The sequence below is a fragment of the Tsukamurella ocularis genome (genome assembly GCF_965138335.1).
Lineage (GTDB): Bacteria > Actinomycetota > Actinomycetes > Mycobacteriales > Mycobacteriaceae > Tsukamurella > Tsukamurella ocularis_A.
The window spans coordinates 65,009-87,280 of sequence record NZ_CBCSDV010000006.1 but is presented as its reverse complement, the minus strand read 5'-3'; the positions used below and the strand labels follow the sequence as shown (position 1 = coordinate 87,280).

The 22,272-nt window shown below is 72.1% G+C and carries 21 protein-coding genes; 17 read left to right on the top strand and 4 right to left on the bottom strand.

The genetic code is table 11. The annotated features are described in order from the left end of the window. The first annotated feature begins 7 nt into the window (after positions 1-7). The 7 genes from ACNAYW_RS08015 (at position 8) to ACNAYW_RS07985 (ending at position 6,515) form a co-directional block, all read left to right on the top strand. Positions 8-265, top strand: a complete 258-nt coding sequence (locus ACNAYW_RS08015) for a glutaredoxin family protein (protein ID WP_415849178.1) — start codon at positions 8-10, stop codon at positions 263-265. A 147-nt stretch (positions 266-412) separates the two neighbouring features. After that, positions 413-1,750, top strand: a complete 1,338-nt coding sequence (locus ACNAYW_RS08010) for a glutamyl-tRNA reductase (protein WP_415849177.1) — start codon at positions 413-415, stop codon at positions 1,748-1,750. Further along, positions 1,743-2,693 carry a hydroxymethylbilane synthase gene (gene hemC, locus ACNAYW_RS08005; RefSeq protein ID WP_415849176.1) on the top strand — a complete coding sequence of 317 codons (951 nt, stop codon included), beginning with the start codon at positions 1,743-1,745 and terminating at the stop codon, positions 2,691-2,693. Before ACNAYW_RS08010 ends, hemC begins: the two co-directional genes overlap by 8 nt. Before the next feature lie 26 nt (positions 2,694-2,719). After that, on the top strand, positions 2,720-4,432 hold the full coding sequence (locus ACNAYW_RS08000; protein ID WP_415849175.1) for a bifunctional uroporphyrinogen-III C-methyltransferase/uroporphyrinogen-III synthase: 1,713 nt from the start codon (positions 2,720-2,722) through the stop codon (positions 4,430-4,432). Positions 4,433-4,453: 21 nt separating this feature from the next. Next, positions 4,454-5,446, top strand: coding sequence for a porphobilinogen synthase (gene hemB, locus ACNAYW_RS07995; protein ID WP_415849174.1), 993 nt, complete (start codon positions 4,454-4,456; stop codon positions 5,444-5,446). Then, a complete protein-coding gene (locus ACNAYW_RS07990) occupies positions 5,422-6,021 on the top strand; it encodes a hypothetical protein (protein WP_415849173.1) in 600 nt (199 codons plus the stop codon). Before hemB ends, ACNAYW_RS07990 begins: the two co-directional genes overlap by 25 nt. After that, positions 6,018-6,515, top strand: coding sequence for a DUF3093 family protein (locus ACNAYW_RS07985; RefSeq protein ID WP_415849172.1), 498 nt, complete (start codon positions 6,018-6,020; stop codon positions 6,513-6,515). Before ACNAYW_RS07990 ends, ACNAYW_RS07985 begins: the two co-directional genes overlap by 4 nt. Positions 6,516-6,518: 3 nt before the next feature. Here the strand turns inward: ACNAYW_RS07985 and ACNAYW_RS07980 are convergent, their stop codons facing one another. After that, a complete protein-coding gene (locus ACNAYW_RS07980) occupies positions 6,519-7,097 on the bottom strand; it encodes a TetR/AcrR family transcriptional regulator (RefSeq protein ID WP_415849171.1) in 579 nt (192 codons plus the stop codon). A gap of 138 nt (positions 7,098-7,235) precedes the next feature. Here ACNAYW_RS07980 and ACNAYW_RS07975 point away from each other — a divergent pair, with 138 nt between their 5' ends. Then, complete coding sequence (locus ACNAYW_RS07975) at positions 7,236-8,954, top strand: FAD-dependent oxidoreductase (RefSeq protein WP_415849170.1); 1,719 nt, start codon at positions 7,236-7,238, stop codon at positions 8,952-8,954. 80 nt (positions 8,955-9,034) lie between these two features. Here the strand turns inward: ACNAYW_RS07975 and ACNAYW_RS07970 are convergent, their stop codons facing one another. Further along, complete coding sequence (locus ACNAYW_RS07970; RefSeq protein ID WP_415849169.1) at positions 9,035-9,511, bottom strand: NUDIX hydrolase; 477 nt, start codon at positions 9,509-9,511, stop codon at positions 9,035-9,037. 39 nt (positions 9,512-9,550) lie between these two features. Between ACNAYW_RS07970 and ACNAYW_RS07965 the strand changes: the two genes are divergently transcribed. The 9 genes from ACNAYW_RS07965 to ACNAYW_RS07925 all read left to right on the top strand — a co-directional run bounded on the left by ACNAYW_RS07965 (position 9,551) and on the right by ACNAYW_RS07925 (position 19,570). Further along, a complete protein-coding gene (locus ACNAYW_RS07965) occupies positions 9,551-10,675 on the top strand; it encodes a serine hydrolase domain-containing protein (protein WP_415849168.1) in 1,125 nt (374 codons plus the stop codon). A gap of 69 nt (positions 10,676-10,744) precedes the next feature. After that, positions 10,745-10,951, top strand: a complete 207-nt coding sequence (locus ACNAYW_RS07960) for a heavy-metal-associated domain-containing protein (protein ID WP_415849167.1) — start codon at positions 10,745-10,747, stop codon at positions 10,949-10,951. Positions 10,952-10,965: 14 nt separating this feature from the next. Then, positions 10,966-11,589 carry a CYTH domain-containing protein gene (locus ACNAYW_RS07955; protein ID WP_415849166.1) on the top strand — a complete coding sequence of 208 codons (624 nt, stop codon included), beginning with the start codon at positions 10,966-10,968 and terminating at the stop codon, positions 11,587-11,589. Positions 11,590-11,647: 58 nt separating this feature from the next. Next, positions 11,648-13,870 carry a serine/threonine-protein kinase gene (locus ACNAYW_RS07950; RefSeq protein ID WP_415849165.1) on the top strand — a complete coding sequence of 741 codons (2,223 nt, stop codon included), beginning with the start codon at positions 11,648-11,650 and terminating at the stop codon, positions 13,868-13,870. Positions 13,871-13,951: 81 nt separating this feature from the next. After that, complete coding sequence (locus ACNAYW_RS07945; protein WP_415849164.1) at positions 13,952-16,117, top strand: MMPL family transporter; 2,166 nt, start codon at positions 13,952-13,954, stop codon at positions 16,115-16,117. A gap of 4 nt (positions 16,118-16,121) precedes the next feature. Further along, positions 16,122-16,799 (top strand): TetR/AcrR family transcriptional regulator, encoded by a 678-nt coding sequence (locus ACNAYW_RS07940; protein ID WP_415849163.1) that lies wholly within the window; start codon positions 16,122-16,124, stop codon positions 16,797-16,799. Positions 16,800-16,950: 151 nt separating this feature from the next. Beyond that, positions 16,951-17,946, top strand: coding sequence for a methionine ABC transporter ATP-binding protein (locus tag ACNAYW_RS07935; protein WP_415849162.1), 996 nt, complete (start codon positions 16,951-16,953; stop codon positions 17,944-17,946). Then, complete coding sequence (locus ACNAYW_RS07930) at positions 17,943-18,653, top strand: methionine ABC transporter permease (protein WP_415849161.1); 711 nt, start codon at positions 17,943-17,945, stop codon at positions 18,651-18,653. Before ACNAYW_RS07935 ends, ACNAYW_RS07930 begins: the two co-directional genes overlap by 4 nt. After that, on the top strand, positions 18,650-19,570 hold the full coding sequence (locus tag ACNAYW_RS07925; RefSeq protein ID WP_415849160.1) for a MetQ/NlpA family ABC transporter substrate-binding protein: 921 nt from the start codon (positions 18,650-18,652) through the stop codon (positions 19,568-19,570). Before ACNAYW_RS07930 ends, ACNAYW_RS07925 begins: the two co-directional genes overlap by 4 nt. A gap of 21 nt (positions 19,571-19,591) precedes the next feature. Here the strand turns inward: ACNAYW_RS07925 and ACNAYW_RS07920 are convergent, their stop codons facing one another. After that, positions 19,592-21,565, bottom strand: coding sequence for an acyl-CoA dehydrogenase family protein (locus ACNAYW_RS07920; RefSeq protein ID WP_415849159.1), 1,974 nt, complete (start codon positions 21,563-21,565; stop codon positions 19,592-19,594). A 51-nt stretch (positions 21,566-21,616) separates the two neighbouring features. After that, a complete protein-coding gene (locus ACNAYW_RS07915) occupies positions 21,617-22,219 on the bottom strand; it encodes a pyridoxamine 5'-phosphate oxidase family protein (protein WP_415849158.1) in 603 nt (200 codons plus the stop codon). Between the last annotated feature and the right edge of the window lie 53 nt (positions 22,220-22,272).

Sequence of the window (22,272 nt, the reverse complement as noted above, 5' to 3'; positions counted from 1 at the left end):
TCGGCACATGTCCGTGATCACTCTGCTCACCAGGGCGGGCTGCGGGATGTGCGCCCGCGCCCACGACGAACTCACCGCACTGGTCGGCGAACTCCGCGCCGCCGACCGCCCCGTCGACTACCGGCAGCTGGACGTCGACGCGCCCGGCAACACCGAGTACCGGGGCGAGTACGGCGACATGCTGCCGGTGGTCCTGCTCGACGGGGAACAGCACAGCTACTGGGAAGCGGACATTCCGCAGCTCCGGGCGGATATCCTGGGCTGAACGACCCTCGCGGGTGACCCCTGTCACCTGCACGGGTGAGGTGAGGCTGTACGCGTTTTCCCATTTCAGGGGATGCGGGGTACCGTGCCTTAACGGGAAACTACGGACTGTAGTTCACCCGTCAAGATCTTCGAAGGAGCAGCGAGGGTGTCGGTTCTGCTGTTCGGCGCGTCGCACCGCAGCGCGCCGGTGTCGGTCCTCGAGAAACTGGCGATCGCCGAGACCGATCGTCCCAAGGTGCTGGCGCAGCTCATGGAGTCGCCCCACATCGACGAGGTCATGGTCGTCACCACCTGCAATCGCGTCGAGATCTACGCCGTCGTCGAGGCCTTCCACCCCGCCCTGGAAGCCGTCTCCGACGTCCTCTCCGCCCGCTCCGGCCTCACCATCAACGACCTCAGCAAGCACGCCTTCGTGCGCTATTCCGAGGCGGCCGTCCAGCACCTCTTCTCCGTCGCCTCGGGCCTCGACTCGATGGTCGTCGGCGAGCAGCAGATCCTGGGGCAGATCCGCGGCGCCTACGCCGCGTCCGACGAGCACCAGGTCGCGGGCCGCGTGGTCCACGACCTCGCGCAGCGCGCCCTGCACGTGGGCAAGCGCGTGCACACCGACACCGGCATCGACAAGGCCGGCGCCTCCGTCGTCTCCGTCGCCCTGGACCGCGCACAGGCCATCCTCGGTGCGCAGGGCGGCGCGCTGCGGCGCGCCGTCGTCGTGGGCGCGGGCGCCATGGGCGGCCTCGGCGTCGCACATCTGGCGCGGGCCGGCGCCACGGACGTCACCGTCGCCAACCGCACCGAGGACAAGGCCGCGCGGCTCGCGCAGGCCGCCCTCGACGCCGGGGTCGACGGTGCGCGGTCCGTCGCCATGGACGGCCTCGTGGCCGCCCTCGCCGACGCCGACGTGCTCATCGCCTGCACCGGTGCCGTCGGCAGCGTGGTGAGCCTCGCCGACGTGCACTCCGCGCTGGCGCAGCGCACCGTCGACACCGATCTCGTGGTCTGCGACCTGGGCCTGCCCCGGGACGTGGACCCGGCCGTCGCCGGGCTGCCCGGCGTGGCCGTCATCGACATCGACGCGCTCTCCCGCGAGCCGGGCACGCAGGCCGCGGAGGAGGACGCAGAGAAGGCCCGGCGGATCGTCTCCGACGAACTCGCCGAGTACCTCTCCGCGCAGCGCTCCGCCGAGGTCACCCCGACGGTGACGGCGCTGCGGCGCCGCGCCGCCGAGGTGGTGGAAGCCGAACTGCTGCGGCTGGATTCGCGCCTCCCGAGCCTGGAGGGCACGGACCGGGACGAGGTGGCGCAGACGGTGCGCCGCGTCGTCGACAAGCTCCTGCACGCCCCGACAGTGCGCGTCAAGCAACTGGCCGCCACCCCGGGGGGCGACTCCTACGCGGAGGCGCTGCGCGAGCTCTTCGAACTCAAGCCGGGCGCCACGGGCGCCGTCTCCGCGACCGAAGGATCCGACGACCGAAGTGTCTGACGCGACCGCCACCCCGATTCCCGATTCCATCCGCATCGGCACCCGCGGCTCGCTGCTGGCGACCACGCAGGCCGGCACCGTGCGCGACGCCCTGATCGCCGCCGGGCACCCCGCCGAGCTGGTGATCGTGACCACGCCGGGCGACCTGAGCTCCGACCCGGTCGAGAAGATCGGCGTCGGCGTCTTCACCTCCGCGCTCCGCGACGCGCTCGCGAACGGCGAGGTCGACGTGGCCGTGCACTCGTACAAGGACCTGCCCACCGCGCCCGACGACCGGCTCTCGATGCCCGCCGTGCCGCCCCGCGAGGACTCGCGCGACGCCCTCGTGGCGCGCGACGGGATGGTGCTGGGGGAGCTGCCGGCGGGGTCCGTGGTGGGCACCTCCAGCCCGCGGCGAGCCAGCCAGCTTACCGCACTGGGTCTGGGTTTGGAAATCCGCCCCCTACGAGGCAACCTTGACTCTCGGTTACGCAAAGTAGCGGACGGCGAACTCGACGCGATCGTGGTCGCCCTCGCCGGACTCAAGCGGATCGGTCGCCACAACGAGGTGACGGAGGCGCTGGATCCGGTGCAGATGCTGCCGGCGCCCGCACAGGGCGCACTCGCGGTGGAGTGCCGACGCGACGATGCGGAACTGCATTCCGTGCTCTCCGGCCTGGACGATCCGGTCACGCGTGCGGCGGTCACCGCCGAGCGCGCCCTCCTCGCCGAGCTGGAGGCAGGGTGTACCGCACCCGTCGGTGCGATCGCGGAAGTCGTCGAGTCCCTCGACGACGACGGTCGGATCATCGAGGAGCTGTCGTTGCGCGGCATCGCGCTCGCGGCGGACGGCTCCGATTCGGTCCGCGCCTCCGTGGTCGGTCCGGTGGGCGACGCCGGCGCGCTGGGCATCGCGCTGGCACGGGAGCTGCTCGACCTGGGCGCACGCGACCTGCTCGCGTAGCACCCGCAACTACTGGGAGCCGATACATGAGCCGCACTGCACAGTCCGCGAAGGCCGACACGGCAGCCGACACCGACACGGTGTCCACCCGCGTCGCCGCGAAGACCACCAAGCCCGCCCGGGGCCGGGCGGTGGCACCGGGCCGCATCACCTTCGTGGGATCCGGTCCGGGCGATCCGGGGCTGCTGACCCTGCGTGCTGAGCAGACTATCGCGGGCGCACGGACGGTCTACACCGACCCCGACGTTCCGCAGACCGTCCTCGACATGGTGGGCACGGCGCTGCCGGTCGAGCCGGTCGAGACCGATGCTGACGGCGCCGATGCGACCGCCGCGAAGGGCCGCAAGGGCGAGCCCGCCGTGCGCAACCCCGCCACCGTCGCGCCCGCTCTGGGCGAGCCCGCCGAGGTCGCCAAGACCCTGCTCGCGCAGGCCCGCCACGGACTGGACGTCGTGCGCCTCGTCGCCGGCGACCCGCTGTCCTCGGACGCGGTGCTGGCCGAGGTCAACGCCGTCGCCCGCACGCAGATCGCCTTCGAGATCGTTCCGGGCCTCGCGCCCGCGACCGCCGTCCCTACCTACGCCGGCATGGCGCTGGGCTCGGCGCACACCGAGGCCGACGTGCGCGGCGAGGTCGACTGGGCGGCGCTGGCCGCGGCCCCGTCGCCCCTGGTCCTGAGCGCGACCGCCGAGCACCTCGCCGACACCGCCTCCGCGCTGGTCGAGAACGGCCTCGCGCCGCAGACCCCGGTCGCCGTCACCGCGCAGGGCTCGACCTGCAAGCAGAAGACCGTCGAGGCCACCCTCGCCACGCTCAACGAGGCCGGGGCGGGCCTGCCCGGCCCGCTCGTGGTCACCGTCGGCAAGGTGGTGGGCCAGCGGAACAAGCTCTCCTGGTGGGAGTCGCGCGCGCTCTACGGCTGGACCGTGCTCGTGCCCCGCACCAAGGACCAGGCCGCCGAGATGTCGAACCGGCTGCGCGCCCACGGGTCCATCCCCATGGAGGTCCCGACCATCGCGGTCGAGCCGCCCCGCAGCCCCGCCCAGATGGAGCGCGCGGTCAAGGGCCTCGTCGACGGCCGCTACCAGTGGGTGGTCTTCACCTCCACGAACGCCGTGCGCGCCGTGTGGGAGAAGTTCATCGAGTTCGGCCTGGACGCCCGCGCCTTCTCCGGCGTGAAGATCGCCTGCGTCGGCGAGCAGACCGCCGCCAAGGTCCGCGCCTTCGGCATCGAGCCGGAGCTGCTGCCCACGGGCGAGCAGTCCAGCCTCGGCATGCTCGAGGTCTTCCCGCCCTTCGACGACGTCTTCGACCCGGTCAACCGGGTGCTGCTGCCGCGCGCCGACATCGCCACCGAGACCCTCGCCGAGGGGCTGCGCGACCGCGGCTGGGAGATCGACGACGTGACCGCGTACCGCACGGTGCGCGCCGCGCCGCCGCCCGCCTCGACCCGCGAGATGATCAAGTCCGGCGACTTCGACGCGGTCTGCTTCACGTCCAGCTCGACGGTGCGCAACCTGGTCGGCATCGCCGGCAAGCCGCACGCCCGCACCATCGTCGCGTGCATCGGCCCGAAGACGGCCGAGACCGCGATCGAGTTCGGCCTGCGCGTGGACGTGCAGCCCGAGACGGCGTCGGTCGAGGATCTCGTGGAGGCGCTGGCGGCCCACGCGTCCCGGCTCCGCGCGGAGGGCACCCTGCCCCCGCCGCGGAAGAAGCCGCGCCGCTCGCGGTCCTGACGCTTACGTAGGCTGGGAGGCATGACTTTCCCCCACGTGCGGCCGCGCAGGCTGCGCACCACGCCCGCCGTCCGGCGGCTCGTCGCCGAGGTCTCGGTGGAGCCGCGGCAGCTCGTGCTGCCGATGTTCGTGCGCGACGGGATCGACGCGCCGCTGCCGATCTCGTCGATGCCGGGCGTCGTCCAGCACACTGTCGATTCGCTGCGCGCCGCGGCCGAGGAGGCCGTGCGCGAGGGCGTCGGCGGGATCATGCTCTTCGGGGTGCCCGACGACGCCGACAAGGACGCCGAGGGCAGCGCGTCCTGGAATCCCGACGGGGTGCTCAACCGCGGCCTGCGGGCCCTGCGGGAGGACCTGGGCGACGCCACCGTGATCATGGCGGACACGTGCCTGGACGAGTTCACCTCGCACGGCCACTGCGGCGTGCTCGACGGTGCCGGGCGCGTGGACAACGACGCCACGCTCGAGCGCTACGCCCTGATGGGCGTCGCGCAGGCCGACGCCGGGGCGCACATGCTGGGACCGTCGGGGATGATGGACGGCCAGATCGGCGTGCTCCGCTCCGCGCTGGATTCCGCGGGCCACCAGGACGTCTCGCTGCTCGCGTACACCGCGAAGTACGCCTCGCCCTTCTACGGCCCGTTCCGCGAGGCCGTCGGCTCGTCGCTGCAGGGCGACCGCCGCACCTATCAGCAGGACGCCGCGAACCGCCGGGAGTCGCTGCGCGAGCTGGAGCTCGACCTCGCCGAGGGCGCCGACATCGTGATGGTCAAGCCCGCGATGAGCTACCTCGACGTGCTGGCCGACGTGGCCGCCGCGTCGCCGGTCCCCGTTGCCGCGTACCAGATCTCGGGGGAGTACTCGATGATCACCGCCGCGGCGCAGAACGGCTGGATCGATCGCGACGCCGCGATCCGCGAGTCGCTGCTCTCGATCCGTCGCGCGGGCGCCGACATCGTGCTGACCTACTGGGCCACCGAGGCCGCGGGATGGCTCAACCGGGGGACCTGGTGAACATGCAGCACCAGGGCCCCGTCTGGCCCGGTCCCGGCCCGCAGCCGCCCACGTGGCCGGCGCCGCCGCCCGTGCCGAAGCCCGAGCGCGGTCCGCGGCCCGACGATGTGAAACTCTCCGTGCAGCTGTGGATCTTCGTGATCATCGCCTCGGCGATCTCCCGCGTCGCGCAGGCGTTCTCGACCCGCGGCTCCGACGAGCTGCGCGAGCAGTTCGACCGGATGCGCGAGGGCGACGGCATCATCGCCCGGACCTCCCGCGAGCAGTACAAGACCTTCGAGCAGTACGACGCCACGACCTTCGTGCTCGCCATCGTCATGGTGGTCGTCGGCGTCGCCGTGGCGGGCGTCCTCGTCTACTTCCTGTGGCGCGGGCACGGCTGGGCGCGGCTCGTGCTCCAGTTCGTCGCCGCCTTCGTCCTGGTACAGGGCGTGCTGGCCTTCTTCTCCGGGAACGCGACGATCGCGGTCCCGGCGATCCTCGCCGCCATCGCCGTGGTGGGGGCTATCATCACGGCGAACAGCCGGGATTCGCTCGCGTACTTCAATCCCGGTTCCGCGGCGGCCCGCCGGTGACCGCGCCCGTGACCCCGCTCTACGCGGAGCGGGGGCTGTCCCGCGTCTGGCTGCTGCTCGTGCCGCTGGCGACGGTGGCGATGATCGTCACCCAGTGGCTGCTCGCCGACCGCACCTCCGAGTGGTGGATCTGGCTGCTGCTGGGCCTCGCCACGCAGCTCTTCGTGTGGCTGCAGGTCACGGCGGGCCGCACGCACGTCTCGATGGCGATCACGCCCGAGGAGCTGCGCTGCGGCGAGGAGACGATCCCCGTCGCCGAGATCGCGCGGATCCTGCCGGGCAAGGCGCCCGACCACCCGCGCAAGGCCAAGCCCGCGGACTTCCCGGCGTGGTCCACCGCCCGCGCGATGGGGCGGCTGCGCACCGTGCCCCGGCGCCGCTACGGCATGGGCATCCAGCTCACCGACGGCTCGACCGTGCAGGCCTGGGCCCGCAACGACTACGCACTGCGCGCCGCACTCGAGCCGCTGCTCGCGGCGAGGGCCGGGAACTGATCCTCACCCGATGAGCGCGGCGGCCGTGCGCTCGATCTGCGCCGCCGCCTCGTCGACGGTGCCGCGCGGCCCCAGGAGGTGGCTCACGGTGAGCCGCACGAAGACCTCGACGGTCGCGTCGTCGACGGCCGTCCCGTCGGGCCGGGTGTCGAGCGCGGCCCGGACGGCGCCGATCGCCCGCCCGAGTACGGCGTCGGGGTCGGTCGTCAGGAGCGGCAGCAGCTCTTCGCCCGCGCCCGGGGCCCCGGCCAGGATCGACTTGAGGAGGGCGTTGTCGGCGCCGTGGACCAGCGCCGCCCGCGCGCCCGCGCCGAGGCCTGCGACGGTGGTCTCCGCAGCCGTGATCGCGGCGGTCACGGCGTCGAGATAGCGGTCCGCGTCGCGCTGGATGAGCGCCGCGGCCAAGTCCGCTTTGGCGCCGAGCTCCTTGTAGAGCGCGGTGCGGCTCACGCCCACGCGCTTGGCGATGAGCGACATGTTCACCGCGTCCCAGCCGCGGTCGACGACCAGCTCGCGCGCCGCGTCGAGGGCTCGGTCGCGCAGGAGCAGGCGCACCTCGGCCTGGAAGTTCGGCTGCGTCACCCCGCCCACGGTACAGGTCGCCGATTCCGTCCCGATGGTTGACAACTTGGGTCAAGTTGTAATCAACTAGGACATGAAGGTGAGTTGTGTCACCCCGCCTCAGCCCGGTGCGGAGCGCTCACCCGAAGGGAGAACGCCATGCCTGCGACCGACTACGACGTCCTGGTGATCGGATCCGGCTTCGGCGGGTCCGTCACCGCCCTGCGCCTCACGGAGAAGGGCTACCGCGTGGGAGTCCTCGAGGCCGGCCGCCGGTTCGCCGACGAGGACTTCGCGAAGACCAGCTGGGACCTGCGGAAGTTCGTCTGGATGCCGGCGCTGGGCCTGTACGGCATCCAGCGCATCCACATGCTCCGCGACTGCCTCATCCTGGCCGGTGCGGGCGTGGGCGGCGGCTCGCTGAACTACGCCAACACCCTGTACAAGCCGCCCGCCTCGTTCTTCGCCGACGAGCAGTGGGCCGGTATCACCGACTGGTTCGACGAACTCTCGCCGTTCTACGACCAGGGCCGACGGATGCTGGGCGTCGTCCAGAACCCGCACATGACCCCGGCCGACGAGATCGTCAAGCAGGTCGCCGACGACATGGGCGCCGGCGAGACGTTCATCCAGACCCCGGTCGGCGTCTACTTCGGCGAGCCCGGGAAGACGGTGCCCGATCCCTTCTTCGGCGGTGCCGGCCCCGACCGCACCGGCTGCATCGAGTGCGGTGAGTGCATGACGGGCTGCCGCCACGGCGCCAAGAACACGCTGGTCAAGAACTACCTCGGGCTCGCGGAGCGGGCGGGGGCGAAGGTCCACGCGCTCACCACCGTGACCGGCGTCGCACAGCGCGCCGACGGCACCTGGGAGGTCTCCACGGTCCGCTCCGGCGCGAAGCTCCGCAAGCGCCGCCGCACGTTCACTGCGCAGCACGTGGTCTTCGCCGCGGGCACCTGGGGCACGCAGCAGCTGCTGCACCGGCTCCGCGACGACGGCTCCCTGCCCGAGCTCTCCGACCGGGTCGGCGTGCTGACCCGGACCAATTCCGAGTCGATCCTCTCCGCGGTGCGGATGACCGTCGACAAGGATCTCGACCTCACCCGCGGCGTCGCGATCACGTCGTCGTTCCACCCGAGCGGCGACACCCACGTCGAGCCGGTGCGCTACGGCAAGGGCTCCAACGCGATGGGGATGCTGCAGACCCTGATGACCGACGGTGGCGGCCGCACCCCGCGCTGGCTGCGGTTCCTCGGCACCGTCGTGCGGCATCCGCTGGCCTTCCTGCGCGTGCTGGTCGTGAACGGCTGGAGCGAGCGCACCATCATCGCGCTGGTCATGCAGAACCTCGACAACTCGATCACCACGTTCACCAAACGCGGCCTGTTCGGCCGGACGATGTCGAGCCGCCAGGGCCACGGCGAGCCGAACCCCACCTGGATCCCGCTGGGCAACGAGGCGACGCGCCGCATCGCCGACAAGATCGGTGGCGCCCCCGCCGGCACCTGGGGCGAGGTCTTCAACATCCCCATGACTGCGCACTTCCTCGGTGGCTGCGCGATCGGTGCCGACCCCTCGCGCGGCGTGATCGACCCGTACCACCGGGTGTACGGCTATCCGACGCTCAGCGTGGTCGACGGCTCCGCCGTCTCCGCGAACCTGGGCGTGAACCCGTCGCTGACGATCACCGCGCAGGCCGAGCGGGCCGCCGCCCTCTGGCCGAACAAGGGCGAGGCCGATCAGCGCGCCCCGCAGGGCGAGCCCTACCGCCGCATCGCCCCCGTCGCGCCGCAGCACCCGGTGGTGCCCGCCACTGCGCCGGGCGCCCTCCGCCTGCCCATCGTCGAGATCCGCCGCGGCGAGCAGGTCATCGGCTGAGCGGTTCCGAAAGTCGATTCCTCCGGGCAGGGGCGTCGATATGTGTCGCCCTGCCGAGCTCGATTCGACTTTCGGAACGGCTACTGCCAGGCGGGGTGGGTGTCGCCGCGGAGGGCGGCGAGTCCGCGGTGCACGCGCTCGGTCTGCCGGACGGACATCGGCGGCAGCGCCTCGGGGCGGAACCAGGCGATCTCGAGCGACTCGTCGTCGGCGACGTGCGCCTCGCCTGCGACGTAGCGGCACAGGAACAGCAGCGTGAGGTACTGCGCCGCATCGCCGTTCGGGTAGTGGACGGGCTCGTCGGTGCGGACGGCGAGCAGGTCGAGCACCTCCGCGTCGACGCCCGCCTCCTCGCGGATCTCGCGGATGACGGCCTCCGCGGGCTGCTCGCCCGGCTCGAGGATCCCGGCGATGGACGCCCACTCGCCGGTGTCGGCGCGACGGCCCAGCAGCACCTCACCCGCCTCGTTGACGACCACCGCGGCGACGCCGGGCAGCCACAGCAGGTCGGTGCCGATCTTCTCGCGGATGGTGCGCACGTACTCCGGGATGGGCATGCTTGTCAGGGTACGTAAGGGGCCGACCAGGGAGGCGCTGTGCTGCAGGAACTGATCGAGCGGGAGATCGCGCAGGGTCCGCTGCCGGGCGCGGTGGCGGCGTTCGACCATCCGGCGGGCCTCGAGGTCGCCGCCGGGGGCGAGCGGGCGCCCGGGGTGCCCATGACGCGCGACACCGTCTTCCGCATCGCCTCGCTGTCCAAGCAGATCCTCGCCGCGGCGGCCCTCGTGCACGTCGAGCGCGGCACCGTCGGCCTCGACGATCCGGTGGCGCGCTGGCTGCCCGAGCTCGCCGAGCCGCGCGTGCTCCGCGACCCGAGCGGCCCGCTCGACGACACCGTGCCCGCGGTCCGCCCCATCACGGTGCGGCACCTGCTCTCGTTCACCGGCGGCCTCGGCATGGTCTCCGATTTCGCGGCGCCCCTGATGCAGGAACTGTTCGGCGTGCTGCACCAGGGCCCCGCGGACCCGCTCGGCACGCCGCCGCCCGACGAGTGGCTCGCGGCCGCCGCGCGGCTGCCGCTGGCGCACCAGCCGGGGGAGGGGTGGACCTACAACACCGGTGCGGACATCCTCGGCGTGCTGCTCGCCCGTGCTGGCGGCGGCACGCTCGGCGCGGTGCTGCGCGACGCGGTGCTGGACCCGCTCGGCATGGCCGACACCGCCTTCCGTGCGACGGAGGCCATGCGGCCGCGGCTCGGCGACGCCGTGATGTCGACGCCGGAGGGGCTCGCGATCGTCGACCCCGCCGACGGCGCCTTCCTCGCCCCGCCCGTCTTCGAATCCGGTGGGGGCGGCCTGCTCTCGACGCTCGACGACCTGCTCCGCTTCGGGCGGATGCTGCGCGGTGCGGGGGAGTCCGACGGGGTGCGCGTGCTGCGCCCGGAGTCCGTGGCCGCGATGACGTCCGTGCAGGTGCCGCCGCAACCCGGCAACGTCTTCCTCGACGGTGCCGCGTGGGGCTACGGCGGCGCGGTGGACGTCGACCGTGCGCGGCCCTGGAGCGTGCCGGGGCGCTACGGCTGGGTCGGGGGCTCGGGCACCGCCTTCTACTTCTTTCCGGACTCGGGCAGGATCGCGGTGTGGCTCGGGCAGCTGCAACTCGCGGGCCCCGCCGAGGGCGTGACGATCGAGCGGTTCTGCACGGCCGCGATGGCGGGTTGATACCCCTAGGGGGTATGATTCGAGGTGCGCGACGATCGGCGATCGCGTCAGTTGTTGAAGGAGCGAGATATGGCAGTGGAGACCACCTACACCGTGACCGGCATGACCTGCGGGCACTGCGCGTCCTCGGTGCGCGAGGAGATCTCGGAGATCGGCGGCGTCACCGGCGTCGAGGTGAACGTCGAGACCGGCGCCGTCACCGTGGCGAGCGAGGCGGAACTGACGCGCGCCGCCGTCGAGGCCGCCGTCAAGGAGGCCGGCTACACGCTGGTCTGAGCTACGGTAGGGGCATGTCTGAGCAGGGTTTCGGGGACTTCGAGTTCGAGCGCAAGTTCTTCGTGCGCGAGGTCCCCGAGGCCGCTGCGCTCGACCCGGCGCCCACGCTCATCGTCCAGGCCTACCTGTTCGCCGCCGACGGGTACGCCGTCCGGGTCCGCGTGCAGGGGCCGGCACCGTCGGAGGTGACCGACGATCCCGGTGCGCTCGTCGACGCGCTCGACGGGGTGACCACCGGCACCATGACCGCCAAGGGGCCCGCCGTGAGCGGTACCCGGTACGAGGCGGAGCGCGAGCTCGACGCCCTCGTCGCCGGGCAGATCGTCCGGCGGGCCGAGCACGTCGTCGCCAAGGTGCGCTACTCCATGTGGCTCGGCGAGGACGGCTGGATCATCGACGACTTCCTCGGCGCGAACGCCCCGCTCGTGATGGCGGAGGTGGAGCGCGGCGGCCCCGTGGTGGACCTCGCGATCCCCGACTTCTGCGCGACCGAGGTCTCCGAGGACGACCGCTTCCGCAACGAGTACCTCGCGCACGTGCCCTTCGGCGGTTGGGCCGACGCCTACACCCGCGAGCTCGCCCTCCTCGGCCCGCGCTTCGTGCACACCCTGGGCGAGAACCGCCTCGGCGGCGTCTAGCCGACTCCTGGCCGCCGCCAACCGCGCCGTGCCACGATGCCCTCGTGATGGGGCAACGATGCTGAACGCGGGCGAGGACTTCGCCGGGTACCGGATCGAGCGGATGCTCGGTGCGGGCGGGATGGGTGAGGTGTACGTCGCGCGGCACCCGCGGTTGCCGCGGTCCGACGCGCTCAAAGTTCTGGCCCCGCAGTTCGCGGCCGACGCTCACTACCGCGCGCGGTTCGAGCGCGAGGCCGACCTGGCCGCCACGCTGACGCACCCGGCGATCGTCACGGTGCACGACCGGGGCGAGTTCGAGGGCCGGCTGTGGATCGCGCTCGCCTACGTCGACGGTGCCGACGTCGCGAAGATCGCCGCGGCCGGACGGCTGCCGAACGCCGAGGTCGCGCGGATCGTCGCCGCCGTCGCGGGCGCGCTGGACTACGCGGGGGCCCGCGGGCTGGTGCACCGCGATGTGAAACCCGCCAACATCCTGGTGAGCGCCGATCACCAGATCCTGCTCACCGACTTCGGGATCGCCCGGATGGGCGACGAGGCCTCGGACCTGACCGGTACCGGCGTCACCGTCGGGACGCTGAACTACGCCTCGCCCGAACAGTTGCGCGGGCTGCCCGTCGGGCCCCGATCCGATCAGTACTCCCTGGCGTGCACTGCCTTCCACCTGCTCGCCCGGTCAGCGCCGTTCGCGGACAGCAACGCCGCGAACGTGATCGCAGGCCATCTCGCGGCGCCGGTGCCGTCGGTCCGGCGCGCGCGGCCCGAGCTGTCGCCGCAGGTGGACGGCGTGCTGGCGCGTGGAATGGCGAAGGACCCGGCGCACCGGTTCTCTTCCAATGGCGAGTTCGCGGCGGCGCTGGGCGCTGCGCTGCACGCCTCGCCCGGGTGGGCGCCGTCGGCGTCGCCGCCGCACGACCCCGACCGCACGCACCTGCGCGGGCAGGAGCCGGCGGGCGCCGCACCGGTGGTGCCGACCGCACGCCGGACGGGGCGCGCGGTCGTCGCGATCGCGCTCGTCGCGCTCCTGCTGACGGCCGTCGCCGGATACGGCGGATACCGCTGGCTGCGCTCGTCCGGCGCCGGCGCCGGCGACGGTCCGACCGCCGCGGCCGCCGCGCTGCCGCGCGTGCCGTCGGTGCCCGCGCTGCCGTCGCTCGCGGCGAAGCCCGAGAAGCCGCGGTGGGAGGTGAGTGAGGATTGGGACTTCCTCGGCGCGACCGAGCGGCTCGCCGCCTTCCAGGTGCGTTCGCGGCCGGGTGGGATCGCGGTCGTGGACGCCGCGTCGGGGCGGCCGACCCGCCCCGTCATCGCGCTGCCGAACCTGCAGCGCGTGTCGGACTGCAGCGTGCGCGCGGAGCGGCTCGCCTGCGTGGCGGAGTCCGGGGCGCGGGAGTCCCTGCTCGCGATCATCGATCTCGGGTCCGGGGCGGTGAGCACGAAACCTTTGGGGGAGAAGGGGTCCGCCGCGTTCGTGGGGGAGAACGCGGTGTGGCACACCGAGAAGGAGGCGATCGCCTACCGACCCGACGGCGCCGAGGCGTGGCGGCTGGCGGCCGAGACGGTGCAGATCCATTCCGCGGCGGGGTTCGCCGTCGCCATCGCCGCTGCGCCGAAGACCGATCCGTTCGGCAAGGGCGTCCTCACGGTGCTCGACGAGGGCGGCCGGCAGGTGCTGCGCCGCGACTACGAGGCGGGTGGACAGCTGCCCGTCGTCCGCACGTCGATGACCGGCCTGCTGCTGGAGACGCGCGACGCGCTGGAGGTGATGGCCCGCGACGGCACCGTCCGCCCCGTGCCCGGCGGGTGGAAGGGCGCCTCCGACTGCTCGTGCGACGCGCCGCCGTCGCTGCCTGTGGTGTGGCGCGCGGACGGCGAGACGACGGTGGTGGCCGCGATCGACCCGGGCACCGGCGAGGTGCTCTGGTCCCGCGAGGCGTTCGGCACGCGACCGTCCGGTGCGGACGGTCCGGGCACGGTCGTGGCGCGCGGCGCGGGCACCGCGATCATGCTCGAGCACACCCAGGGCTACTCCAGCGGCTCCGACACCACCGCGTACGCCCTCCGTGACGCGTACACCGCCGAGGGCGGCGAGATCTTCGTCGGCCGCACCGGCGCCATCGTCGGGAGCGACGGCGCCCGCGCCCTGGTCCGCCTCTCCTCGCCGAAGGGCCTGGCGGCGTACGACGTGGGGAAGGCGACCGAGACCTGGGATCTACGGTTCGACGGCGCCGCGTTCGTCGAGGCGGGCGGCGTCTACGCGGGCAACCAGCGGGTGATGTAGATCTCCGTCTCCGGGCGGTTGACGCGCCATGTATTAACGCTGTTAACTTAACGCTGTTAATTCAACTGGAAGGGGACGCCGATGATCGACGCACTCACCCGCCTCGTCGCGCGCCGCGCGAAGGCCGTGCTGCTGCTGGCCGCGATCCTGCTCGCCGGGCTCGGGCTCGCGGGCGCCGGCGTCGCGGACGAGCTGCAGGCCGGCGGCTACGTCGACCCGCAGGCCGAGGCCATGCAGACCTACAACCGCATGGCCGACGACTTCCACCGCGGCGGGCTGCCGCTGGTCCTCGCCGTCTCGATCCCCGAGGGGCACGAGGCCGCCGCGGGCGACTACGGCCGCGGGCTGGTCGACCGGCTGCGGGCCGACGGTCGCGTCGAGAGCGTCGTCGACGGCTTCAGCACGCCCACCCCCATGCTGCTCAGCGAGGACAAGCGCACCGCGCTCATCGTGGCCGCCATCGCCGGCGGCGAGTCCCAGGCCCCGCTCAACGCTAAGGCCATCGTCGGCGACCTGCCGCAGCCGCCCCCGTCGGTCACCATGACCCCCGGCGGCCAGGCCTACAGCTACGCCCAGATCAACGACCAGTCCTCGAGCGACCTGCTGCTCGCGGAGGCCGTCGCCATCCCCATCACGTTCCTCGTGCTCGTCTGGGTCTTCGGCGGCCTCGTGGCGGCCGCGATCCCCGTGCTCATCGGCATCGCCGCGATCATCGCGACCACCGGCATCCTGCGCGCGTTCACCACGTTCACGGACGTCTCGATCTTCGCGCTCAACCTCACCACGGCGATGGGCCTGGCCCTCGCGATCGACTACACGCTGTTGGTGATCTCCCGCTACCGCGAGGAGGTGGCCGCGGGCGGCGACCGGCCGGAAGCGCTGCGCCGCACCATGAACACCGCCGGTCGCACCGTGCTCTTCTCGGCGATCATCGTCGGCCTCTCGCTGGCCGCGATGGCGATCTTCCCGATGTACTTCCTGCGTTCCTTCGCCTACGCGGGCGTGGCCGTGGTCGTCTTCGCGGCGCTCGCCACGCTGATCCTCACCCCGGCGATCCTCACCGTGCTCGGCGACCGCGTGGACGCCCTGAAGATCGGCCGCCGCCGCGCCGAACCCGCGCCGCGGGAGAGCCTCTTCTACCGCTTCACCCGCGGGGTCCTCCGCCGCGCCGTGCCCATCGGGCTCGGCCTGGTCGCGCTGCTGCTGATCCTCGGAACCCCCTTCCTGAGCATCCATTTCGGCTTCCCCGACGATCGCGTGCTGCCGTCCTCGTCGAGCTCGCATCAGGTGGGCGACACCATCCGGTCGGACTTCTCCGAGGACGCCGCGGGGCAGGTCAGCATCGTTCTCACCACGCCCGTCGACGACGGTGCGGTGGCCGACTACGCCACGCGCCTCTCGCAGGTCCCGGAGACGGGGGCGGTGGTGGCACCGTCGGGCACGTTCCTCGCCGGGCAGCGGGTGGCCGACGGCGACCCGACCGCCCGGGCCGCGAACGGGACGGCGCTGCTGCTGGTCTCGTCGAAGCTCGACCCCCTCTCGCAGGCCGCCTCCGATCAACTCGACCGGCTGCACGAGGTGCAGGCGCCCGCGCCCCCGACGTTCGGCGGCTCCGCGCAGCTCAACCGCGACTCGGTCGAATCGATCCTCGACACCCTCCCGACGGTGCTCATCGTGATCGCGGTGACCACCTTCATCCTCCTGTTCCTGCTCACCGGCTCCCTGGTGCTGCCGCTCAAAGCCCTGGTGATGAACGTGATCTCGTTGTCGGCGGTGTTCGGCGCGCTGGTCGCGATCTTCCAGTGGGGCTGGCTCGGCGGGCTCGACACGACGGTGACCGGCGCGATCATCGCGAACATGCCGGTGCTGATGTTCTGCATCGCCTTCGGGCTCTCGATGGACTACGAGGTCTTCCTGCTCTCCCGGATCAAGGAGTTCTGGGACCATTCGGAGGTCAAGGACCACGCCGCCAACGACGAGGCGGTCGCGATGGGCATCACCCGCACCGGTCGCGTGGTGACCGCCGCGGCGCTGCTCATGGCGATCGTCTTCGCCGCCATCGGTTTCGCGGGCGTCTCCTTCATGAAGATGTTCGGCGTGGGCATGATGATCGCGGTGCTGCTGGACGCTACCCTGATCCGCATGCTGCTCGTCCCCGCGTTCATGCGCGTGGCGGGCGTGTGGAACTGGTGGGCGCCCGCGCCGCTGAAGCGGCTGTACGACCGCGTCGGTCTGCGAGAATCGTAAGACGATGGAACAGGGACGACGGCGGCGCAACAAGCGCGGCGACGGGGAGCGGCTGGCCGCCGAGATCCTCGACGCCGCCACCGATCTGCTCATCGAGACGGGCAGCGCCGAGGCGGTCTCGATCCGGGCGGTGGCGCAGCGCGCCGGCGTCACGCCGCCGTCGATCTACCTGCACTTCCCCGATAAGCAGGCGCTGTTGCGCGCAGTCGTCGCCCGGTTCCTCGAGGGCCTCGACGACGCGCTGCGCGCCGCTGAGCAGGACGCAGCGACGCCGCTCGACGCGGCCCGCGCCCAGGGGCTCGCGTTCGTGCGCTTCGCCGTCGAGAACCCCGAGCAGTACCGCCTCGCGGTGATGGAGCCCTCGGAGTTCGCCTCCGACGTGGACGTGATGCTGAACAATGCAGCCTTCAGCCATCTCGAGGAAACCGTCCGGCGGCTCCAGGAGGTGGGCTACTACCCGCCCGGTGACCCACGCCCGATCGCGCTGCAGATGCTCACCGTGGTGCACGGCGTCGCCTCGCTGCTGGTCGCGAAGCCCTTCCTGCCGTGGGGCGACCCGATGGAGTACGCCGACAGGGTGATCAGCGGTGCGTGTCTCGGGATCGCCCTCACCGCGGGGATGGACGAGCTGCCCGACGGTGCCGCGGCGCTCGCGCTCGTGCGCGGGCTCCGGAAGGACTGAGCCGGTTCGCCTCCCGGGGGCGACGCCCGTGACCTGCCCGTTCGCAGCTGCAACAGCTCGACAAGAGCCGCACCCCGAATCAGGGTGACCGCAACCGTTCTCTCGCCGGGCCGTGTGCCGCACTGTTCTCCTCACATCGCGAGGAGGACAGATGATCGAGGTGCGGAACCTCACCAAGACCTACGGGTCCGGCGCGGCGGCGACGCCCGTGCTGCGGGACGTGGGCTTCACCGTGGCCGCCGGTGAGATCTTCGCCGTGGTCCGCCCCAGCGGCGCCGGGAAGTCGACGCTCGCGCAATGCCTGAACCTGCTCGAGCGGCCGACGAGCGGCACCGTCGTGATCGGCGGGCAGGACCTGACGGCGCTGCCCGAGGGCGAGCTGCGGGCGGCGCGTCGCCGGATCGGCACCGTCTTCCAGGCGTCCAGCCTGCTGCGCCGCCGCACCGCGGCGGAGAACGTCGCGCTGCCGCTGGAGTACCTGGGCGTCACGAAGGGGGAGACGCGGGCGCGCGTCGCCGAGCTGCTCGACCGGGTGGGGTTGGCGGACAAGGCGGGCCACTACCCGCACCAGCTCTCCGGCGGCCAGCGCCAGCGCGTCGGGATCGCCCGCGCGCTCGCGCTGCGGCCCAAGGTCCTGCTCTCCGACGAGGCGACGTCGGGCCTCGACCCGGAGGCCACGGCGCAGTACCTCGACCTGCTCCGGGACGTGCGCGACGAGCTGAACCTCGCCGTCGTGCTCATCACGCACGAGATGGACACCATCGTCCGCGTCGCCGACAGCGCCGCGCGCCTCGACCACGGCGTCCTCGCCGAGCAGGGCGCCCTCGTCGACCTGCTCACCGACCCGACATCCGTGCTCGGTGGGGCCCTGCGCGCCGCCGGGCCCGCGGCGGCGGCACCGTCGGGCCAGGCGACGGTGCGCCTGACCTACGACACCGCGGTGCCCGCCGACTGGCTCAGCCGCGTCACCCTCGAGACGGGCGCCGCGGTCGCGCTGCTCGCGGCGTCCGTGCAGGCCGTCGGGGGCGTCACCGTCGGAACGGTCACCCTCGGCGTGGACGACGGTGCGTTGACCCGCGTCCTCGACGCGGCGCGGGCCCTGGGGTTGCGCACCGACGCCGACACGCGTGAGGCGGTGGCGGCATGACGTACCTCGCCTCCGGGATCACGGTGCCGCTCACCGAGATCCCCGACCTGGTGCTGCCCGCGCTGCGCGACACGGTGATCATGGTCGGACTCGTCATGGTGATCCTGCTCGTCGTGGGGGTGCCGCTCGGCGCCCTGGTGCACAACCTGGCACCCGGCGGCCTGCTCGCGAGACCGGCACTGCACCAGCCCCTCACGTGGGTCATCAGCATCGGGCGGTCGCTGCCCTTCCTGGTGCTCATGACGGCGATCATCCCGTTCACCCGGTTCCTCACCGGCACCAACATCGGCATCGCCGCCGCGGTCGTCCCGATGTCCATCGCGGGCATCGCCTTCTTCGCCCGCATCGTCGAGAACAGCCTGCGCGCGCTGCCGCCCGACGTGGTGACCGTGGCCACGGCGTCGGGTGGGTCCAAAGCCCAGATCATCTGGGGCGCACAGATCCCCGAGGCGCTGCCGGGCATCGTCGGCGGCCTCACCATCAACACGATCGCCATGATCGAGTACTCGACGATCGCCGGCACCATCGGCGCCGGCGGCCTGGGCTACGTCGCCGTGACCTACGGCTACCAGCGTTTCGATCACGGCGTCATGATCGCGACCATCCTCGTGCTCATCGTCGTGGTCACCGCGATCCAGCTCGCCGGCGACGCACTCGTGCGGCACCTCACCCCCGAACAGACCGTCCTCCGAAAGGCACTCGCATGAGCGACACCGAAACCCCGACGCCCGCTGCTCCTCCCACCGGCGACGATCACGGTTTCACCACGCGCGGCTCGCGCCGGCCCCTGATCGTCGGCGTCGTCGTCCTCGTGGTGCTCGTGGTGGCCGGGTTCGTGGGCTGGCGCGCCTTCGGCGGGTCCGACGCGAAGACCGCCAATGAGACCGCCGGCGCGACCCTGCTGGTCGCCACCACCGAGGGCAACGCCGCGGAGCAGGCGCTCATCGAGTTCATCGCGAAGGACGTGGCCCCCAGGCACGGCATCACGGTCGCCTTCAAGGGGCTCGCCGACTCCACCACGATCAACCGTGCCGTCAGCGAGGGCGAGGTCGCGGCCACCGTCTACCAGCACAAGCTGTGGCTCGGCCAGGTCCTGCAGGCCAACCCGGACTTCCGGGAGGAGGCCGCGACGCCGGTCTTCCGGTGGGGCTTCGGGCTGTTCTCCGACAAGTACACCGATCCGCAGCAGCTGCCGCAGAACGCGAAGGTCTCGCTGTACTCCGACCCGGCCAACGAGGCCCAGGGCCTCTGGTTCCTCGAGCGCGCCGGGCTGATCACGCTCAAGCCGGGCGTGAACAAGTGGCAGGCCACCGTCAAGGACATCGCGACCAACCCGAAGAACCTGCAGTTCACCCTGCTCGACTTCGCCGCGCAGACCCGCGCGCTGCCCGACCTCGACGCCGCCGTCGGCTACACCGAGTACTACCTCGCCGCGGGCGTGAACATCGAGAAGGAGATCTTCGCGCCGCCCGCCCCCGACGAGTTCGCCGGGCAGCTGACCATCGGTACCCGCTGGAAGGACAGCGAGAACATCAAGAACCTGGTCGCGGCGTTCAAGGATCCCGCGGTCCAGGAGTTCCTGCGCACCGATCCGCGCGTGAAGAACATCCTGCTGCCGCTGTAGATCGGGGCACCGTCGGACCCGCTACTGCACCGCGACGCTGTTGGCGGGGTCCAGCATCGGGACGTCGAGGGCGGCGGCGGGGACGCCGAAGGCGTCCACCAGCGACTCGGCGAGCGGGCGGGCCTTGCCGCACAGCTCGTTGACGCCGCGGCGGATCGCCTTGGCGCGCTCCACCGAGACGTGCCGGTGCATGAGGTACCAGCCCAGGTCGCGCTCGAGCAGCGAGTACACGTACAGGTTGCGCATGAGCTTGAGCGCGTCGCGCGTCGCGCGGTCCCGGACGTCGGTGATCGCGTCGACGAAGGCCTCCAGCACGATCCGCTCGATGTGCGCCTCGCCCACCTTGATCAGGTGGTCCTGCGTCTCGGTGAAGACCTCGAGCGCGTTCTCGTCGGGCTCCTTCGCGCGCCGCATGCGGGCGGCGGCGGTGCGCAGCAGGTGGTCCTCGCGATTGCGCAGCAGCCGCAGCTGCGTGCCCGGGTGGGTGAGGTCGCTCTCCTCGGTGTCCTCGTCCGAGTCGTCGAGCAGCGTCTGCACCACCTGGCGGGCGGCGGTCTTCTCCAGCACCACGTCCTTGGCCATGTTCGCCACGAAGCGCACCCAGCCCACGGCGTCGAGGCCCTGCACGTCGCCGGCATAGGCGGTCAGCTGCTCCTTGGCGACCAGCTGGGTGAGCACCAGGTTGTCGCCCTCGAAGGTGGTGAACACGTCGATGTCGCCGCGCAGCAACGGAAGCCGGTTCTCGGAGAGGTAGCCGGCGCCACCGCAGGCCTCGCGGGCCGCGCTGATCGCGTCGGAGGCAAGGCGCGTGTGGCCGGCCTTGATCGCGGCGGCCTTGCCCTCGATCTCGCGGGCGTAGGCCGGATCGACATCTGCGGGGTCGCCGGTCTGCAGCTCGTGCAGCTCCGCGGTGAGCTCGTTCTGGGCGATGGCGAAGGCGTAGGCTCGCGCGACCAGCGGCAGCAGGCGGCGCTGGTGCGTGCGGTAGTCGAGCAGCAGCAGCTCGTTGTCGCCACCCGGCGCGTCGAACTGGCGGCGCACCAGCGCGTACTTGGTCGCGAGCGTGATGCCGAGGCGTCCGGCGGCGCCGGCCGCGGCGCCCACGGTGACGCGGCCGCGGATCAGCGTTCCCAGCATCGTGAAGAAGCGCTTGCTATCGGATTCGATGGGGCTGGAATAGGTTCCGTCCTCGGCGACGTCCGCGTACCGGTTCAGCAGCTCGCGCCGCGGGATCCGCACGTGGTCGAAGACGATGCGGCCGTTGTCCACACCGGGCAGGCCGCCCTTGTAGCCGCAGTCGGAGGTGGTGACGCCGGGCAGGTCCTCGCCGTTCTCATCGCGGATCGGCACGACGAAGCAGTGCACGCCGCGGCCCGTCGGCTCCTCGCCGGGGCCGCCGGTGACGAGCTGCGCGAAGACCGAGGCCCAGCGCGCGTGCTTACCCGCGCCGCCGATGTAGTCCTTGCGGGCGCTGGAGGTGGGGGAGTGGATCTCGAACTCGTCGGTCTCCGGCAGGTAGGTGGCGGTGGTCTCCAGCTCCTGCACGTTGGAGCCGTGGCCGGTCTCGGTCATGGCGAAACAGCCGAGCACGTCGAGGTCGATGAGCCCCTTGACGTAGGTGTCGTGGTGGTACTGCGTGCCCAGGTTCTCCACCGCGCCGCCGAACAGGCCCCACTGCACGCCGGCCTTGACCATGAGCGAGAGATCGCCGTAGCCGAGGGTCTCGATCGCGGTGACCGCGGCTCCCACGTCGCCGGTTCCGCCGTGCTCGGTCTTGAAGCCGTCCGCCGGGAAGCCCAGCGGCACCATCGCCTTCATCTGGCCGAGCATCAGCTCGCGGTACTCGTCCAGGCTCAGCCCCGCCTTCGGGACCACGTTCCCGTCCTGGATCTGGTCGCGCACCACGTCCCTCGTGGCGGCCCACCGGCCGTCGAGGATGGCGCGCAGCGCTGCGGTCAGTTCGGTCGACGATGCCGGCGGGGTCGGAGCACTCATGGCCTCAACCGTACCCAGCACGGGCGATTCATGTCGGTTCCGAGAGGGGAATCACGAGACCGCCGCGCGCACCGAGGCGGGCACCGGTTCGTCCTGGCCGGGCGTGGGCTCGAAGCCCGCGTAGCCCTTCCGCAGCGGTAGCACGCCCGACCAGCCGCCCTCGCTCGATGAGGCTCCGCCGGTGCGCGCCTTGGCGATCCAGTTGTCCTCCGTGATCGGGAGGGTGAGCACGGTGGTCGCGGCGAGCTCCTTGCGGGTGTTGGCGCGCAGCTCCGCGCTGCGGCCGGGCAGGAGCTTGTCGGTGAACGCATCGAGAAGCGCCGCGCCGTCGACCGTCTCCGGCGTGAGCGTGCCGCGCAGCACCGCCGAGCGGTAGTTCATGGAGTGGTCGAAGGCCGTGTCGGCCACGATCAGCGCGTCCACATGGGTCACCGTGAGCGTGGCCGGGGCGCCCGCCGCGACGTGCCGCAGGGCGCCGGCCCCCGTCGACCCGTGCAGGACGATCCGGTCGCCGAGGCGGGCGTAGGCGATCGGCACCGACCACGGCAGGCCGTCGGCCACCGTCGACAGCACGGCGACCACGCCCTCGTCCAGGATCTCGTCGAGGAGGCGGCGGTCGCCGCCCCGCTGGGGGTATCGCGTGAGCTGATCCATGCGTCCATCCTGAACCGGATACCGGCGCATCAGAAGATCCAGAATCAGCACAT